The following is a 15,839-nucleotide window of genomic DNA, read 5'->3' as shown; positions in this document are numbered from 1 at the left end:
GGACAGGAAGTCCGTAACAGCCGTTTTCTTTTCCGCCTGTCACTGCGCCGTGCGTATGACCGGCACTGCCTCCAGCTTCTGCAAGCGCAGTGGTGCACCCCGCAGCAAGGTGCCGATCTGGCGGGCATCCATCGGCTTGCCGAACAGGTGGCCTTGCGCGCAGTCGCACTCCAGTTGCTGCAACTGGCGCAATTGCGCGGCATGTTCCACGCCTTCGGCGATCACCTTCAGGCCCAGCTCGCGGCCCAGCGCCAGGGCATTGCGCAGCACGATGAGGCGGCGCGGATCGCCGTTGTTGACGTCGGCGACCAGATGACGGTCGAGCTTCATTTCGGTGAAGGGCAGTTCCATCAGGCGCTGCAGGGTCGAATGGCCGCAGCCGAAGTCGTCGATGGCCAGGCCGCAGCCCAGCAGGCGCAGGCGCAGAACGTTCTCCAGACTCAGCGGTGGCGCGTGCAGCGGCGAGCTCTCGGTCAGCTCGAAGGTGATGCGCCGGGGGTCGATGTCCAGGGTGCGCAGGTTGCGCTCGATAGCCGCGGCGAAGTCGGTCTGGGCGATCTGCTCGGCCTCCAGGTTGAAGGACAGCTTCAGTTCATCGTTTTCCAGGGAGCGCAGTGCTTCTACGGCCTGGGTCATCAGCTCGGCGAGCATCGCGTCGAGCTTGCCGGCGCGGCGCAGCCCCGGCAGGAACTCGCTGGGGGCGAGAAGATTGCCGTCCTCCAGTTGCCAGCGCGCCAGTACCTCGAATCCGTAGATCTGTGCGGTGGCCACGGCGACCTTGGGTTGCAGGTGCGCACGCAACTGGCCCTGTGCGGGCAGGTTGGTGGCTTCGCCGTCCTCGCCAGCAGCGGTGTCGTTCAGGGGCAGGCCGAGTTGCGCCTCCCTGGGCTGGAAGTCGGCGAGCAGGGTGCGCAGGCGCTCCAGGGTGGCGGCCTCGTTGCCCAGCCAGAACACCTTCATGCCCTGCAACTGCAGCAGGTGGGACAGCGCGCTCCAGGTGCCGGGCGCCATCTCCCCGCTGACCACCACGCCCTGGGCGAGGCGCTCGCGGGCTACGGTCTGGAGCAGTTCCAGCCGGGCCAGCGGGTCGATTCGTACATCGCAGATCAGCAGCTGGACGCCGCCCTGGCTGCGCAGCCGATCCAGCGCAAAGGCATTGCTCGAGACCTCGGACAGGAAGCTGTAGCCCAGGTGGTGCAGCGCAGTGACGGCGGTGGAACGGTGCAGGCCGGAAGCCTGGAGCACCAGCGCGGAAAGGGGAGGCATGGGGTTTTCTCATGGAGGATTGGCCAGTTGCATTCTCGAAAATGCCTTCCCTGTTGTGAGGCGGAGGATTCCAGTTCTGCTGTCAGGAAAATCCCATCGAACGCTTTCCGCTCCGTTGCCCTGCCTGTCAGCGCTTCCCACAGCCCTGGGTGACCCGGTCGCTCACCATCGCCAGCGCACGATCGCCAGCCCCGCTTCCACGGCGCCTCCGACATCGAGGGTCGGCCAGTCTTTGTCGGCACGCTGCAGCGTAGCGCCCAGGCCGTCGACCTTGCCCGCCTGCGCCAGACGGTCGGTGCCAGGGATTGGCTGCAGGCGCCGTGCGCTCTGGCCTGCGCGTTCCCGGCGGGAAACCCGAGGTCGACCCTCGCGTCCACGCATGTTAGGGTCCTTGTGCTCCCTTTCACGTCCGCGTCGGCTACCCATGGCCGCGCGGCACGTCCTGAACATGGAGAAATGGCTCATGTCACGTCCCGTATCACGGGGACCTGTCGACACGGCCATGGTCCCGCATAGCGAGGCCTCAGCCACTGCGCTGTTGAATCTCTGGCTCAGCCGACCTCAGCAGACCGCACTGTTCCTGGATGTCGACGGAACCCTTCTGGACATCGCCGAATCTCCCGGCGCGGTGGTCGTACCGCCCGGGCTGCTGGATGCGCTCGCGCGCCTGCAGCGCCGACTCGATGGTGCCCTGGCCCTGATCAGCGGCCGCCCGGTCGAAGAACTCGACCGGCTCTTCCAACCCTTGCGCCTCGCCGCCAGCGGCGGCCACGGCGCCCACTGGCGTGAGACCGGCGACAGCCCCTTGCGCCGCACCACCGGAGATCTGCCCGCCTGGCTGCGAGTGCAGTTGAACGCCCTGGCGAACCGGCATGTCGGAATCCTGGTCGAGGACAAGGGCAGCAGCTACGCGCTGCACTATCGCTCTGCACCCTCGCTCGCCACCGAACTGCTCGCCGAGCTGCAGGCACTGTTGCGCGCGCCGGAAGGCGCCGGGCTGCGGTTGCTCATGGGCAAGCAGGTCTACGAAGTCGTTTGCGCCGGTGTCGACAAGGCCCGGGCGATCCAGCGATTGCTGGGCACACCAGGCTTCGCCGGGCGCCTGCCGCTGTTTCTTGGCGACGACGTCACCGACGAACCCGCCATTGCGCTGATGCCGGCCCTGGGCGGACTCGGCTTGTCAGTCGGGCGCGCCTTGCCCGGTGCCAGTGCGGTGTTCAGCGACGCGGCGCAAGTCCGCGAAGCATTGATACAAGCAGGAGGAAATCAGCGATGACGAACCGACAGGAAGGAGCCCTGGAGCTGGGCCTGATCGGCAACTGCCGGGTGGCTGCTCTGGTCAGCCCGCAGGCGCGACTGGTCTGGTGGTGCTACCCGAATTTCGACAGCGACCCGGTGTTCTCCCGGCTGCTGGCCGGCGACGACGAGAAAGGCTTCGCCGACGTCGTACTGGAGAACCAGGTCAGCAGCGTCTCCGATTACCAGCGCAACACTGCGATCATCACCACCGTGCTGCGTGACGACAGCGGCGGCGCGGTGCGCATCACCGACTTCGCCCCGCGCTTCCTGCAGCACGGCGAAATCTACCGGCCAGCGCAGCTGTGTCGGCTGATCGAGCCCATCGAAGGCATGCCCAAGGTCACCCTGCGCGTGCGCCCGACCCATGGCTACGGCAAGCCGAGCCAGGGCGTCAGCGGCTCAAGCCATATCCGCTACCTGGAGGGCGACGAGCCGCTGCGCCTGACCACCGACGCGCCGCTGGCCTACATCCAGCACGAAACGCCGTTCGCCCTGCGCCATCCGGTGAGCCTGGTGATCGGCCTCGACGAACCGCTGGGCAATGCCCCGGGCGAAGTGGTGCGCGATTATCTGAAACGCACGCAGAACCACTGGCATGACTGGGTGCGCGGGCTGGCCATCTGCTTCGAGTGGCAATCGGTGGTGATCCGCTCGGCGATCACCCTCAAACTGTGCAACTTCGAAGACACCGGCGCGATCATCGCCGCCGCCACTACCTCGATCCCCGAGGCGCCGGACTCCCAGCGCAACTGGGATTATCGCTACTGCTGGCTGCGCGACGCCTACTTCGTGATCCTCGCCCTCAACCGCCTGGGCGCCACGCGGACCATGGAAGGCTTCATCGATTTCATCAGCACCGTTGCCAGCGGCGATGGCGAGCTCAGGCCGCTGTACGGGATCATTCCCAACCAGGACCTCACCGAGCGCATCGAACCGGAGCTCGCCGGCTTCCTCAATCACGCCCCGGTGCGCGTCGGCAACCAGGCGGTGGAGCAGAACCAGCACGACGTGTTCGGCTCGGTGGCCCTGGCGGTGCTGCAGAGCTTCGTCGACGAGCGCCTGCCCAACCCCAGTCGTGATGGCATGCTGGGGTTGCTCGAATCCCTGGCGAGCCAGGCCGAACGCACGGCCTTCGAAGCGGATGCCGGTATCTGGGAGTACCGCGGGCGCAAGCGCATCCACACCCATTCCGCGCTGCTCTGCTGGGTCGCCTGCGACCGCGTCGGGCGAATCGCCAAACGCCTGGGGCGCAGCGCAGAGGCCACGGTGTGGATGGACAAGGCCGCCCGGCTGCGCGAACGCATCCTCGCCGAGGCCTGGAGCGAGAAGAAACAGTGCTTCACTGGCGCCTTCGGGCATGACGACCTGGACGCCAGCGTGCTGCTGATGAACGAGCTGGGAATCATCGAGGCCGATGACCCACGCTTCATCGCCACGGTCGAGTGCATCGGCCGCGAACTCACCGTCAATGGGCAGATGCTGCGCTATGCCGCGGCGGATGACTTCGGCGTGCCGGAAACCGCCTTCCTGGTGGTGAAGTTCTGGTACCTCGACGCGCTGGCTACCATCGGCCGTCTGGATGAGGCGCGCCAGTTGTTCGAAGAACTGATCGCCGCGCGCAACCGCTACGGGCTGCTCTCCGAGGATTTGCACCCGCACACCGGCGAGCTGTGGGGGAATATCCCGCAGACCTATTCGATGGCCGGGCTGATCAATTCCGCGATGCGCTTGTCGATCGGATGGGAGGAGGGACTATGTCGCGCCTCGTGGTGATCTCCAACCGGGTCGGACTGCCGGACGGCAACGGCCCGGCGCCTGGGGGGCTGGCGGTGGCGGTGGAAGCCGCCATGCGCAACCGCGAGGGCATCTGGTTCGGCTGGAGCGGCCGCAAGGCCGAAGCGCCGGGCCCGCCGACCACGGTCCAGCACGACAACCTGCAATACATCCTTACCGACCTGCATCCGCAGGACTTCGACGAGTACTACAACGGCTTCGCCAACCGCGTGCTCTGGCCGATCCTGCATTACCGGGTGGACCTGGCCGAGTTCAACGAAGCCGAGTTTGGCGGCTACCAGCGGGTCAACGAGTTCTTCGCCGAGCGTCTCAGCCCGCTGCTGGAGGAGGACGACGTGCTCTGGGTCCATGACTACCACCTGATCCCCCTGGCCTCGGCCCTGAGGCGGCGTGGGCACGGCAATCGCATCGGTTTCTTCCTGCACATCCCGATGCCGCCGGCCGACCTGATCACCGCGCTGCCGCACCATGACGAGCTGCTCCGGGCGCTCACCGAATACAACCTGATCGGCTTCCAGACCGAGAACGATGCCAGCAATTTCGCCCGATACCTCACGCGGGTGGTCGGCGCGGCGACGCCCGATGGTCGGCGCTATCACCTGGAGGACCAGCATTTTCGCGTCGGCGTATTCCCGGTGGGGGTGGATGCCGCCGGCTTCCGCCGCCTCGCCGAGGAAGCTTCGCTGAGCCAGGCCGCCGAAGACCTGCGCGAGAGCTTGGGCGGCCGCGCGCTGATGGTGGGGGTAGACCGGCTCGACTACTCCAAGGGCATCGTCAACCGGCTGGACGGCTACGAGCGCTTCCTGGAACGCCATGGGCAATGGCACAACCGTGTCACTTGCCTGCAGATTTCACCGGGCAGTCGCCAGGACATTCCCGAGTATGCCGATATCGACGCCGCCGTAAGCGCCCGTGTCGGCCACATCAACGGGCGTTTCGGCGCTGTATCCTGGGTGCCGCTGCGCTACGTGGCGCGCAACCACCAGCGTGCGGACATCGCCATGGTCATGCGCCACGCGCGGATCGGCCTGGTAACGCCGTTGCGGGATGGGATGAATCTGGTCGCCAAGGAATTCGTCGCGGCGCAGGACCCGGACGACCCGGGCGTGCTGATTCTTTCCCAGTTCGCCGGCTCTGCCGCCGAACTGGGCGGTGCGCTGATCATCAACCCCCACGACCGTGACGCCCTCGCCGATGCCATGCAGAAGGCCCTGTGCATGCCGCTGAGGGAGCGCCAGGCGCGCCACCGCGACATGTACGCCGTGCTGGAGGCCAACGACATCCGCTTCTGGGGGCCGAGCTTCATCGATGCGCTGACACGGCCGGGAAGGGCGCTGAACTGGCTGTCGAATCATTACCTCAGTCACTGAGGCACAAATGAAAAACCCCGCCGCGGCGGGGTCTTTTCCAGGAATTCAGGGTTTGCGCCGGGCTAGGGTGCCGGCTTCTTGCCGTCGGATTTGGCCCACTGCGACTTCCGCTCGACCTTCGTCGCCAACTGACCCAGGGGGATTTCCTTGATTTCGCCGCCCTGGGAGAGGAAGGCGGCAATCTTTTCATCGAGCTCCGAACGTTCGCGATCCAGCTGTGAATCAGTCATGAAGTCACCTTTGCGTTGGGCACCAAACCGGCCCGGCCAGACTACACCTCTTTTGCCGAAATGGCCGGAATAGCTCGACCATTTGTCAAAATCACCGCCTGTCGACAAAAAAAGCTATGAATCGTCGCCAGACACTGTATTCTGCATGGGCTGCCTGCCCAGTAACGAGTTCCGCGACTTGATGTTCTTCTACAAGATGCTCCATCTCCTCGGCACCTCTTCACTACGCATTCAGCTCATCGCCGGTCGGCTTTCGGCCGGCCTTTAGCATATTTTTAGGAGACAACATCATGTCCGATCGTCAAAACGGCATCGTCAAGTGGTTCAACGCTGAGAAGGGCTTCGGCTTCATCACCCCGGAAAGCGGCCCGGACGTATTCGTTCACTTCCGTCAGATCGAAGGCAACGGCTACAAGTCCCTCGACGAAGGCCAGAAGGTCAGCTTCGTTGTGACTGCCGGCCAGAAAGGCCCGCAAGCTGAACAAGTTCGCGCTGTCTAATCGACATCGCTGACGAAGAAAGCCCCGCTTAGGCGGGGCTTTTTTTTGCCTGTTCGATTTGCTCCGCGCCATTCGACTGCGCAATAAAAAACGCCCGGTGCACTGCATCGGGCGTTTTTGTCTTGAAAGGGGTGAGCCAGCCGAAGCGGGCTCACTGGCTCCCGATCATTCCTGTTGCGGGTCGAACTGCTTGTCGCGGATCAGCAGGGCGGGGATCACGCCGCAGATGAAGTACGCCGCGCCCATCACCAGGAAGCCTACGCCGATGGACATCTGCGTGGCGAGGAAGCCGATCACCGCCGGCGCAATGGCCGCGCCGATCCGGCCGATGTTGTAGGCGCCGCCCACTGCCGTACCGCGGAACGCCGCAGCGAAGCTCTCGGTCATGTAGGTGGCGTTCACGCCATACGGAATGCCGTAGAGGAAGCCGAATACCACCAGCATCCAGAGAATGTTCTCGGGGCTGTGGAACAGCACGATCACCGGCAGGAAGATCGCGGTGCCCAGGGCGCCGAAGGAGAACACGGTACGGCGGCCGAACCAGTCGGCGGCGACGCCAGCCAGGACCTTGCCAAGAATCATCGCCGCATAGGTGCCGACCAGGTAGGCGGTCATGGCCTTGAAGTTCATGCCCATCTCGGTTTCCAGGTACGACGGCATCCAGTTGTTCACGCCGTAGTAGCCGAACTGCAGGAAGCCGGCGGTCAGTGCCCAGAACAGGAACATGCGGCTGGCCTGCGGGTCGCTGAATATCTGCCGGAAAGCATTCTGGCGCGGGGCGGCGGCGACGCTGCCCGACTGGCCGGCGGCCTTGCGCTGCTGGCGTTCGGCCTGCGCCTGGACCCAGGCGGCGGGTTCGGGGATCAGCTTGCGCATGGCGATGGCCAGCACCACCGGGATGATGGCGATGTAGAACAGGTAGCGCCAACCGTGGTCCGGCAGGATCCAGCCGGCCAGCAGGGTGGCGACGATGTAGCCGACCGACCAGCCGGCCTGCAGGGTGCCCAGCACGGTGGTGCGGTACTTGGTCGGCACGTATTCGGCCATCAGCGTGTTGCAGGCGACGTAAAGTGCGCCCAGGCCGAGGGAGGCGACGAAGCGCGCCGCGGCGAACTGCCAGTAGTTGTGGGTCAGCCCGAGGACCGCGGTGCCGACGGAGAACAGTACGATGGTCCAGACCACCGTCTTCACCCGACCGAAGCGATCGCAGGCCCAGCCGCCGTAGATGCCGCCGATGGCCATGCCGGCCAGGGTGACGCTACCCAGGCTGCCGGCCTGGAGGTTGCTCAGGCCGAACTCGGCCTTGAGGCTGGTGAGGCTGTAGGAGAGCAGCATCAGGTCGGCGCCATCGATCAGCAGGCCGATGAAGCAGAAGGCAAAGACGAGGACCCAGGTCTTGTCCCGGGTGGCGGCGGTTGCCGCCGGAGCGGAAGCAGTGTTTTCCATGAACGAATTACCTGTTGTAGTTGTTGGCGGACCGGCGTGCCGATCCTCGGTAAGCGTGTGGCAGGTGCTTTTCAGTGGGCGGCGCGAGGTGCGTGGCCTGGCGCCGCCGTGTCGGGTCAGGCCTGGGCGTCGCGGATCATGTTGCGAGCGATGATCACCTGCTGGATCTGCGTGGTGCCCTCGTAGAGCCGGAACAGGCGCACGTCGCGGTAGAAGCGCTCGATGGCGTACTCGCTGACGTAGCCGGCGCCGCCGTGGATCTGCACGCAGCGATCGGCGACGCGGCCGCACATCTCGGTGGCGAACATCTTCGCGCAGGAGGCTTCGGTGCTGACGTTGCGGCCCTCATCGCGCTTGCGCGCGGCGTCCAGCACCATGCAGCGGGCGGCGTAGATCTCGGCCTTGCTGTCGGCGAGCATCGCCTGGATCAGCTGGAATTCAGCGATCGGCTGGCCGAACTGCTTGCGCTCCAGGGCGTACTGCAATGCGTCGGCGAGCATGCGCTCGGCGGCGCCGACGCTCAGCGCGGCGATGTGCAGGCGGCCCTTGTCGAGCACCTTCATGGCGGTCTTGAAGCCCACGCCCTCGACGCCGCCGATCAACTGGCTGGCCGGGATACGAACGTTGTCGAAGATCACGTCACTGGTGTGCGCGCCTTTCTGGCCCATCTTGTGGTCCGGTTTGCCGAGGGAAATCCCCGGCGTGCCGCGTTCGACGATGAACGCGCTGATGCCGCCGGAACCCTTGATCGCCGGGTTGGTACGCGCCATCACCGTGTAGATGCCGGCGTGCGGGGCGTTGGTGATGAAGCGCTTGGTGCCGTTGAGCACGTAGAAGTCGCCATCGCGCACGGCGGTGGTCTTCAGCGAGGCGGCGTCGGAGCCCGAGTCCGGCTCGGTCAGGCAGAAGGCGCTGAGCAGCTCACCGCTGGCTAGCTTGGGCAGGTAGTGGGCTTTCTGTTCCGGCGTGCCGTCGATCAGGATGCCGATGGAGCCGATGCCGTTATTGGTGCCGATGTAGGAGCGGAAGGCGGGGGAGGTGCGGCCCAGTTCGAAGGTGATGTTCACCTCTTCTTCCATGGTCACGCCCAGGCCGCCGAACTCTTCGGGGATGGTCAGGCCGAACAGGCCCATCTCGCGCATCTGCTGGACGATGTCCTGCGGGATGGCGTCGGTTTCGGCGACCTCGTTTTCCCGCGGGATCAGCACTTCGCCGACGAACTGGTGGATGGAGTCCAGAAGTATCTGCAGCGTTTCTGGGTCTCGGATCATGTGCACTCCTCACAAGGCCCGCGAGCGGGCCAGTCTGGCGAGGCACCGTCACCCGAGATTCAGCGAGCGGCGGCACCTATGTTGTTGACCATGTTGATCAGGCGGGGCCCGATGTCGTCCTCGAGCTTCTCGCGGGTCAGCTGGAAGCTCGGTCCGCCGCAGTTGAAGGCCAGCAGGCCGTACTGCGGGTGTAGCAAGGGCACGGCGACGGAGTTGACGTCGCGGTGCCATTCACCGATCGACAGGCAGTAGCCGTAGTCGGTGTAGTCCCTGAAGGCGCGGTCCAGACCCTTGCGGATGGCCGGCCAGGTGTCCGGTTCGCGTTCGCGAATGTGTTCGAGCAGGAATTCCCGCTCGTTCTCCGGCATCGCCGCGAGGCACGCACGGCCTACCGAACTTGCCGCCAGTGGCAGGTAACTGCCGATCTGCCGGCGCATCGTCATGTTTCCCTGTCCCTGGACCACGTCCAGGTAAACCATCTGCAAGCGGTCGCGGGCGGCCATGGCCACCGCCGCCTGGGCGTGGTTGGCCAGCTCCTCCATCAGCGGATGGGCCACCGCGCGGATCGACAGGTTCGACAGCATCGCGTAGCCGAAACCCAGCACGCCGACATCCAGCTGGTACTTGCCCGAATGCACCTCGCGCTTGAGGCAACCCAGGCGCATCAGGGTGTTGGTCAGGCGCGTCACCGTCGGCTTGGGCAGGTCGGTCTTGCGGGCCAGGTCCTGGTTGCTCAGCACGTTTTCCCGTGGCGTGAAGCAACGCAGGATCTCCAGACCGCGAGCCAGCGCCGTGACGAACTGGCCGCTGTTTTCCTCTTCGCTCAGTGCCGTGGCCGGGTCATACAGTCCCCGTTCCAGCAGGCCGATCTCACCTTCGTTTTTCGTCGGCGCAGCCGAGTCCATCTCCGTCTTGTTGCGGCGCATGGTAGAACCCCTATTCACGGAAAATCAATAAAATAAAATTCAGTTTCGTCAGACGAAATTGTAGTGGGTCTGAATCCGTTAGTACAGGCGTACCTTTAAAAATATCCATACCCGCGTAATAACTGGCCTCTAGAGGTCATTTCGATCTTCACCGTTTACAGGCTGGATTGGGTGTCACTATGATGAAATCGAAATACGGAATGTAGTTTCGTCAGACGAAACAAAAGTGAGGTCACAGCTTTCATGAGTACCAGCGTGGTTCATCTCGATATCCAGGCCGACGGTGTAGCGGTTGTCCGCATCGACCGCCCGGAAGCCAGGAACGCCCTCAACGCCGCCGTGCGCCAGCAACTGGCCGAGCACTTCCGCGCCCTGAGCGATAACCCGGAGGTTCGTGCGGTGGTGCTGACCGGTGGAGAGCAGTGCTTCGTCGCCGGGGCGGACATCCGCGAGTTCGCCCAGGCCAGTCCCATCGAGATGTACCGCCGCCACACCGAACTATTGTGGGAAGCCATTTCCCGTTGCCCGAAACCGGTGATCGCCGCGGTCAACGGCTTCGCCCTGGGCGGCGGCTGCGAGCTGGCGATGCACTGCGACATCATTGTCGCCGGCGAGTCGGCGCGCTTTGGCCAGCCGGAAGTGAAGCTCGGCCTGATGCCAGGCGCCGGCGGTACCCAGCGGCTGATCCGCGCCGTGGGCAAGTTCCAGGCAATGCGTATTGCCCTGACCGGTTGCCTGATCAAGGCACCGGAGGCCCTGGCCATCGGCATGCTCAGTGAAGTGGTGGAAGACGCGCGCACGCTGCCCCGCGCGCTGGAGCTGGCCGCCGAGATCGCCGCGCTGCCGCCGCTGGCGGTGGCGCAGATCAAGGAAGTGATGCTCGCCGGAGCCGACCTGCCGCTGGAAAGTGCACTGACCCTGGAGCGCAAGGCCTTCCAGTTGCTGTTCGACTCGAAAGACCAGAAGGAGGGCGCCGCCGCCTTCCTGGAAAAACGCCAAGCCAGTTTCCTGGGGGAATGAGCATGACCCTTTCTTTTGGTATCAAGCGCATTGAACGCATGGCCATCGTCGGGACTGGCGTCATGGGCAGTGGTATTGCCCAGATCGCTGCCCAGGCCGGTATCCAGGTGAAACTCTTCGACGCTCGCGACGGTGCGGCGCAAACCGCTCGCGACAACCTCGGTCGCACCCTCGCCAAGCTGGCGGAGAAGGGCAAGATCACTGCCGCCGAGGCCGACGCCAGCCTGGCGCGCCTGCTGGTTGCCGGCTCCCTGAATGAGCTGGCGGACTCCGATCTGGTGGTCGAGGCGATCATCGAGCGACTGGATGCCAAGCAGGGGCTGCTCGCGGACCTGGAAGCCGTGGTCAGCGCCGACTGCATCCTCGCCACCAACACCTCGTCGCTGTCGGTCACCAGCATCGCCCGTGGCTGCCAGCAACCGGAGCGGGTAGCGGGCTTCCACTTCTTCAATCCGGTACCGCTGATGAAGGTGGTCGAGGTGATCGACGGCCTGGCCGGTGATCCGCAAGTTGGCGACAGCCTGGTGGCGCTGGCCGCGCGCATGGGCCATCGCGGTATCCGCGCCAAGGACACCCCCGGCTTCATCATCAACCACGCTGGCCGTGCCTACAGCACCGAAGCGCTGCAGATGCTCAAGGAAGCCATCGCCGAACCGGCCGATATCGACCGCATCCTGCGCGAGGGCCTGGGTTTCCGCATGGGGCCGCTGGAGCTGTTCGACCTCACCGCGCTGGACGTTTCCCACCCGGTGATCGAGTCCATCTACAACCAGTTCTACCAGGAGCCGCGCTATCGCCCGGCGGCGCTGACCCGGCAGATGCTCGAGGCCGGCTTCGTCGGCCGCAAGGTCGGCCGCGGCTTCTATCGCTACGCAGACGGCAAGCTGATCGACCCGCCGGCGCCGCAACCGGTACCGAGCGTGAGCGCGCTGCCGCCGGTGTGGATCGGTGCGGAGAACGACCAGGACCGCGACCTGCTCGGCGAGCTGCTGAGGAAACTCGGCGCGAACCTGGAGCAGGGCGCCCAACCCAGCAGCGAGGCGCTGTGCCTGCTTGCACCTTATGGGGTGGACGCAACCACGGCCTGCCAGAGCTTCGGCACCGATCCGGCGCGGACCCTGTGCATCGACCTGCTGCTGGACCTGCAGCGCCACCGCTGCCTGATGCAGAACCCGGCGACTGCCCCGGCCATGCGCGATGCCGCCCATGCACTGCTGGCGGCTGATGGCGTTGGCGTCACGCTCATCAATGACAGCGTCGGCTTCGTCGCCCAGCGCGTACTGGCGCTGATCGTCAACCTGGCTGGCGACATCGTCCAGCAGCGCATCGCCAGCGTCGACGACCTCGATGAAGGCGTGCGCCGCGGCCTGGGCTACCCGCAAGGCCCGCTGGCCTGGGGCGACAGCGTCGGCCCGGCGCGCCTGCTGACTATTCTCGAACGCATGACCGACCTGACCGGCGACGCCCGCTATCGCCCCGGCCCGTGGCTGCGCCGCCGCGCTGCGCTGGGACTGTCACTGCGCCACGCCGAGCCCGCGCTGGGCTGAAGCCCGGCGCCTACCGATTCAAGGAGATACCGATGCTCAATGCTTATATCTACGCCGGCCTGCGCACGCCCTTCGGCCGCCATGGCGGTGCCCTGGCGCCGGTGCGCCCGGACGACTTGATCGCCCAGGTGATTCGAGAACTGCTGGCCCGCACCAGCGTGCCGGGCGAGGCCATCGAGGACGTGATCCTCGGCAACACCAACCAGGCCGGTGAAGACAGCCGCAACATCGCCCGCCATGCCGCGCTGCTCGCCGGCCTGCCGGTGACCGTGCCGGGGCAGACGGTGAACCGCCTGTGCGCCAGCGGCCTGGCGGCGGTGATCGATGCAGCGCGCGCCGTGACCTGCGGCGAAGGCGAGCTGTTCGTCGCTGGCGGCGTGGAAAGCATGTCCCGCGCTCCCTTCGTCATGGCCAAGGCCGAGGCTGCCTATAGCCGCGACCTGACGGTATTCGACAGCACCATCGGTGCGCGCTTCCCCAACCCGAAGATCGTCGCCGGGTTCGGCAACGACAGCATGCCGGAGACTGGTGACAACGTAGCCCGTGAATTCGGCATCAGCCGCGAACAGGCCGACCGTTTCGCCGCCCGTTCCCAGGCCAACTTTGAAGCCGCCCGCCAGGCCGGATTCTTTGCCGGGGAAATCCTCCCGGTCAGCGTGCCCACCGGGCGCAAGACGCCGCCGAATGTTGTGGAGCAGGACGAGCATCCGCGTCCGTCTTCCGATGAAGCCGCGTTGGCACGCCTCAAGCCGCTGTCCGAAGGCGGCGTGGTCACCGCGGGCAACGCTTCCGGGGTCAACGACGGCGCCGCCGCATTGCTGATCGGCTCGGCAGAGGCGGGCGAACGCCACGGCCTCAAGCCGCTGGCGCGGATTCTTTCGGCGGCGGCGGTCGGCGTCGAGCCGCGCATCATGGGCGTCGGCCCGGTCGAGGCGATCAACAAGGCGCTGGCCCGCGCCAACCTGACCCTCGCCGACATGGACATCATCGAGATCAACGAGGCTTTCGCTTCCCAGGTGCTCGGTTGTCTGCACGGTCTGGGTGTCGATTTCGACGATGCGCGGGTCAACCCCAATGGCGGCGCCATCGCCGTCGGCCACCCGCTGGGCGCTTCCGGCGCGCGGCTGGCGCTGAGCGTGGCGCGGCAACTGCAGCGCAGCGGTCAACGCTATGCGGTGATCAGCCTGTGCATCGGTGTGGGCCAGGGGCTCGCCATGGTTATCGAGCGCGCCTGAGCGCCAGTGAGGAGTTGAAGATGGGTGCTTTGAGCGGATACCGCGTACTCGACCTCAGCCGCGTGCTGGCCGGCCCCTGGTGCGGCCAGGTGCTGGCCGACCTGGGCGCGGAAGTGATCAAGATCGAACGGCCCGGCGTGGGTGACGATACCCGCGGCTGGGGCCCGCCCTACATGAAGGCCGCCGACGGCTCGGACAGCTCCGAGGCGGCGTATTACCAGTCGACCAACCGCAACAAGCTGTCGGTGGCGCTGAACCTGGCCACCGAAGAAGGCCAGGCGCTGGTGCGCGCCCTGGCCTGCGAGTGCGACGTGCTGATCGAGAACTACAAGGCCGGCTCGCTGGCCAAGTACGGGCTGGACTACGACAGCCTGTCGAAGGTCAATCCGCGCCTGGTCTACTGCTCCATCACCGGCTTCGGCCAGACCGGCCCGCGCGCCGAGGAGCCCGGCTACGACTTCATCATCCAGGGCATGGGCGGCCTGATGAGCATCACCGGCGAGAAGGACGGCGTGCCCGGCGCCGGCCCGCAGAAAGTCGGCGTTGCCGTGTCGGACGTGATGACCGGCCTCTACTCGGTGGTCGCCATCCAGGCTGCGCTGCTGGCGCGGGAGAAGACTGGCCGCGGCCAGCACTGCGACATGGCGCTGCTCGACGTGCAGGTCGCCATGCTCGGCAACCAGAGCCAGAACTACCTCGCCACCGGGCGCTCGCCGGGCCGCCAGGGCAATGCCCACGTCAACATCGTGCCGTACCAGGTGTTCAGCGCGCAGGACATGGATTTCATCATCGCCTGCGGCAACGACAGCCAGTTCGTTTCGCTGTGCGATGCCATCGGCCTGCCGGAATTGCCCAAGGACCCGCGCTTCACCCGCAACGCCGACCGCGTGCGCAACCGCGACATCATCGTCGGCAAGCTGGCCGAGCACTTCCAGGGCGACACCGCCGATAACTGGGTGAAGCGCATCCACGCGAAGAAGGTGCCGGTCGGTGTGATCAACGATATCGGTCGCGCGCTGGACGAGCCGCAGGTGGTCGCCCGCGACATGCTGGTGGAGATCCCCCACGCGCAGAACCCGGCGTTCCGCATGGTCGGCAGCCCGCTGAAATTGTCTGCGACGCCGGTGGAATACCAGCGCCCGGCGCCCATGCTCGGCGAGCACACCGACGAAGTGCTCAAGCGCCGCCTGGGGATCGATGACGCACGCCTGGCGCAGTTGAAGGCCGAGGGTGTGATCGAGCAGCTCGGTGAGGCCTGACGCCCTGATTGTCGCCAGAGAGTAGGGCGCATAACGCGTCAGCGTTGTCCGCCGCTGCACCGAAAGACGGCGGATAGCCGCAAGCGGTTATGCGCCCTACGTAACTGAATCCGTTCGCGAGCAAGCTCGCTCCTACGAACAGCGCACCGGCGCAAGCCTGGACCTGTAGGCGCGAGCTTGCTCGCGAACCCAAACCAACCGCAGCGCCGCCGGATGACGGCGCCAGCCAAGGAATATCCCTGATGAAAGTACTGGTCGCGGTAAAGCGCGTGGTCGATTACAACGTCAAGGTCCGCGTCAAGGCGGACAACTCCGGCGTTGATCTCGCCAACGTCAAGATGTCCATGAACCCCTTCTGCGAAATCGCCGTGGAAGAGGCTATGCGCCTGAAAGAGAAAGGCGTCGCCAGCGAGATCGTGGTGGTCTCGGTCGGCCCGAGTGGCGCGCAGGAACAATTGCGCACCGCTTTGGCGCTGGGTGCCGACCGCGCGGTGCTGGTCGAGAGCAACGAAGAACTGAATTCCCTGGCCATTGCCAAGGCCCTGAAGGCCATCGTCGACAAAGAGCAGCCGCAGCTGGTCATCCTCGGCAAGCAGGCCATCGACAGCGACAACAACCAGACCGGCCAGATGCTGGCTGCACTGACCGGCTACGCGCAGGGCACCTTCGCCTCCAG

At 65.6% G+C, this 15,839-nt stretch carries 14 protein-coding genes and 1 pseudogene; 9 read left to right on the top strand and 6 right to left on the bottom strand.

The window, feature by feature from the left end; genetic code table 11:
* Nucleotides 1-39: 39 nt before the first annotated feature.
* Both N5C91_RS15845 and N5C91_RS15840 read right to left on the bottom strand, forming a co-directional pair.
* The gene (locus tag N5C91_RS15845; RefSeq protein WP_279830406.1) at nt 40-1,266 is read right to left on the bottom strand and encodes an EAL domain-containing response regulator; all 1,227 of its coding nucleotides are present in this window, start codon (nt 1,264-1,266) and stop codon (nt 40-42) included.
* Nucleotides 1,267-1,428: 162 nt separating this feature from the next.
* On the bottom strand, nt 1,429-1,647 hold the full coding sequence (locus N5C91_RS15840; RefSeq protein ID WP_279830405.1) for a hypothetical protein: 219 nt from the start codon (nt 1,645-1,647) through the stop codon (nt 1,429-1,431).
* 82 nt (nt 1,648-1,729) lie between these two features.
* Here N5C91_RS15840 and otsB point away from each other — a divergent pair, with 82 nt between their 5' ends.
* From otsB to N5C91_RS15825, 3 genes are read left to right on the top strand one after another with little or no spacing between them, the layout of a single operon-like run.
* Nucleotides 1,730-2,542: a trehalose-phosphatase gene (gene otsB, locus N5C91_RS15835; protein ID WP_279830403.1), complete on the top strand. Its 813-nt coding sequence runs from the start codon at nt 1,730-1,732 to the stop codon at nt 2,540-2,542.
* Nucleotides 2,539-4,338, top strand: coding sequence for a glycoside hydrolase family 15 protein (locus N5C91_RS15830; RefSeq protein WP_279830401.1), 1,800 nt, complete (start codon nt 2,539-2,541; stop codon nt 4,336-4,338). Before otsB ends, N5C91_RS15830 begins: the two co-directional genes overlap by 4 nt.
* Nucleotides 4,320-5,729, top strand: coding sequence for a trehalose-6-phosphate synthase (locus N5C91_RS15825; protein WP_236174069.1), 1,410 nt, complete (start codon nt 4,320-4,322; stop codon nt 5,727-5,729). The genes N5C91_RS15830 and N5C91_RS15825 overlap by 19 nt, the downstream gene beginning before the upstream one ends.
* Before the next feature lie 62 nt (nt 5,730-5,791).
* Here N5C91_RS15825 and N5C91_RS15820 read toward each other — a convergent pair whose 3' ends face one another.
* Nucleotides 5,792-5,959 carry a hypothetical protein gene (locus tag N5C91_RS15820; protein ID WP_236174068.1) on the bottom strand — a complete coding sequence of 56 codons (168 nt, stop codon included), beginning with the start codon at nt 5,957-5,959 and terminating at the stop codon, nt 5,792-5,794.
* 290 nt (nt 5,960-6,249) lie between these two features.
* On the opposite strand from N5C91_RS15820, the gene N5C91_RS15815 reads away from it, so the two are divergent.
* Nucleotides 6,250-6,459, top strand: coding sequence for a cold-shock protein (locus N5C91_RS15815; protein WP_017518411.1), 210 nt, complete (start codon nt 6,250-6,252; stop codon nt 6,457-6,459).
* Nucleotides 6,460-6,624: 165 nt separating this feature from the next.
* Here N5C91_RS15815 and N5C91_RS15810 read toward each other — a convergent pair whose 3' ends face one another.
* The 3 genes from N5C91_RS15810 to N5C91_RS15800 form a co-directional block, all read right to left on the bottom strand.
* Nucleotides 6,625-7,905 (bottom strand): MFS transporter, encoded by a 1,281-nt coding sequence (locus N5C91_RS15810; protein WP_279830399.1) that lies wholly within the window; start codon nt 7,903-7,905, stop codon nt 6,625-6,627.
* A 116-nt stretch (nt 7,906-8,021) separates the two neighbouring features.
* Entirely contained in the window at nt 8,022-9,176 is a 1,155-nt protein-coding gene (locus N5C91_RS15805) for an acyl-CoA dehydrogenase family protein (RefSeq protein ID WP_205335472.1), read from the bottom strand.
* 59 nt (nt 9,177-9,235) lie between these two features.
* Nucleotides 9,236-10,102 (bottom strand): IclR family transcriptional regulator, encoded by an 867-nt coding sequence (locus N5C91_RS15800; protein WP_236174066.1) that lies wholly within the window; start codon nt 10,100-10,102, stop codon nt 9,236-9,238.
* Nucleotides 10,103-10,345: 243 nt separating this feature from the next.
* Between N5C91_RS15800 and N5C91_RS15795 the strand changes: the two genes are divergently transcribed.
* The 5 genes and pseudogenes from N5C91_RS15795 to N5C91_RS15775 form a co-directional block, all read left to right on the top strand.
* A complete protein-coding gene (locus tag N5C91_RS15795) occupies nt 10,346-11,122 on the top strand; it encodes an enoyl-CoA hydratase (protein ID WP_279830396.1) in 777 nt (258 codons plus the stop codon).
* Nucleotides 11,119-12,669 carry a 3-hydroxyacyl-CoA dehydrogenase gene (locus N5C91_RS15790; protein ID WP_279830395.1) on the top strand — a complete coding sequence of 517 codons (1,551 nt, stop codon included), beginning with the start codon at nt 11,119-11,121 and terminating at the stop codon, nt 12,667-12,669. The genes N5C91_RS15795 and N5C91_RS15790 overlap by 4 nt, the downstream gene beginning before the upstream one ends.
* 32 nt (nt 12,670-12,701) lie before the next feature.
* Complete coding sequence (locus tag N5C91_RS15785) at nt 12,702-13,904, top strand: 3-oxoadipyl-CoA thiolase (RefSeq protein WP_279830394.1); 1,203 nt, start codon at nt 12,702-12,704, stop codon at nt 13,902-13,904.
* A gap of 20 nt (nt 13,905-13,924) precedes the next feature.
* The gene (locus tag N5C91_RS15780; RefSeq protein WP_279830392.1) at nt 13,925-15,163 is read left to right on the top strand and encodes a CaiB/BaiF CoA-transferase family protein; all 1,239 of its coding nucleotides are present in this window, start codon (nt 13,925-13,927) and stop codon (nt 15,161-15,163) included.
* Nucleotides 15,164-15,405: 242 nt separating this feature from the next.
* A pseudogene (locus N5C91_RS15775) lies at nt 15,406-15,839 on the top strand (electron transfer flavoprotein subunit beta/FixA family protein); the annotation flags it as partial.

The organism is Pseudomonas sp. GD03903 (assembly GCF_029840045.1).
Lineage (GTDB): Bacteria > Pseudomonadota > Gammaproteobacteria > Pseudomonadales > Pseudomonadaceae > Pseudomonas > Pseudomonas pseudonitroreducens.
Note: the sequence above shows the minus strand (reverse complement) of the source record. Positions and strands in the feature narration are given on the sequence as shown.

What these genes read in the sequence shown, in the direction of transcription:
- N5C91_RS15805 (WP_205335472.1), bottom strand. Translation starts at nt 9,176, where the DNA reads ATGATCCGAGACCCAGAAACGCTGCAGATACTTCTGGACTCCATCCAC.
- N5C91_RS15790 (WP_279830395.1), top strand. Translation starts at nt 11,119, where the DNA reads ATGAGCATGACCCTTTCTTTTGGTATCAAGCGCATTGAACGCATGGCC.
- otsB (WP_279830403.1), top strand. Translation starts at nt 1,730, where the DNA reads ATGTCACGTCCCGTATCACGGGGACCTGTCGACACGGCCATGGTCCCG.
- N5C91_RS15810 (WP_279830399.1), bottom strand. Translation starts at nt 7,905, where the DNA reads ATGGAAAACACTGCTTCCGCTCCGGCGGCAACCGCCGCCACCCGGGAC.
- N5C91_RS15815 (WP_017518411.1), top strand. Translation starts at nt 6,250, where the DNA reads ATGTCCGATCGTCAAAACGGCATCGTCAAGTGGTTCAACGCTGAGAAG.
- N5C91_RS15840 (WP_279830405.1), bottom strand. Translation starts at nt 1,647, where the DNA reads ATGCGTGGACGCGAGGGTCGACCTCGGGTTTCCCGCCGGGAACGCGCA.
- N5C91_RS15820 (WP_236174068.1), bottom strand. Translation starts at nt 5,959, where the DNA reads ATGACTGATTCACAGCTGGATCGCGAACGTTCGGAGCTCGATGAAAAG.
- N5C91_RS15785 (WP_279830394.1), top strand. Translation starts at nt 12,702, where the DNA reads ATGCTCAATGCTTATATCTACGCCGGCCTGCGCACGCCCTTCGGCCGC.
- N5C91_RS15825 (WP_236174069.1), top strand. Translation starts at nt 4,320, where the DNA reads ATGTCGCGCCTCGTGGTGATCTCCAACCGGGTCGGACTGCCGGACGGC.
- N5C91_RS15795 (WP_279830396.1), top strand. Translation starts at nt 10,346, where the DNA reads ATGAGTACCAGCGTGGTTCATCTCGATATCCAGGCCGACGGTGTAGCG.
- N5C91_RS15830 (WP_279830401.1), top strand. Translation starts at nt 2,539, where the DNA reads ATGACGAACCGACAGGAAGGAGCCCTGGAGCTGGGCCTGATCGGCAAC.
- N5C91_RS15845 (WP_279830406.1), bottom strand. Translation starts at nt 1,266, where the DNA reads ATGCCTCCCCTTTCCGCGCTGGTGCTCCAGGCTTCCGGCCTGCACCGT.
- N5C91_RS15780 (WP_279830392.1), top strand. Translation starts at nt 13,925, where the DNA reads ATGGGTGCTTTGAGCGGATACCGCGTACTCGACCTCAGCCGCGTGCTG.
- N5C91_RS15800 (WP_236174066.1), bottom strand. Translation starts at nt 10,102, where the DNA reads ATGCGCCGCAACAAGACGGAGATGGACTCGGCTGCGCCGACGAAAAAC.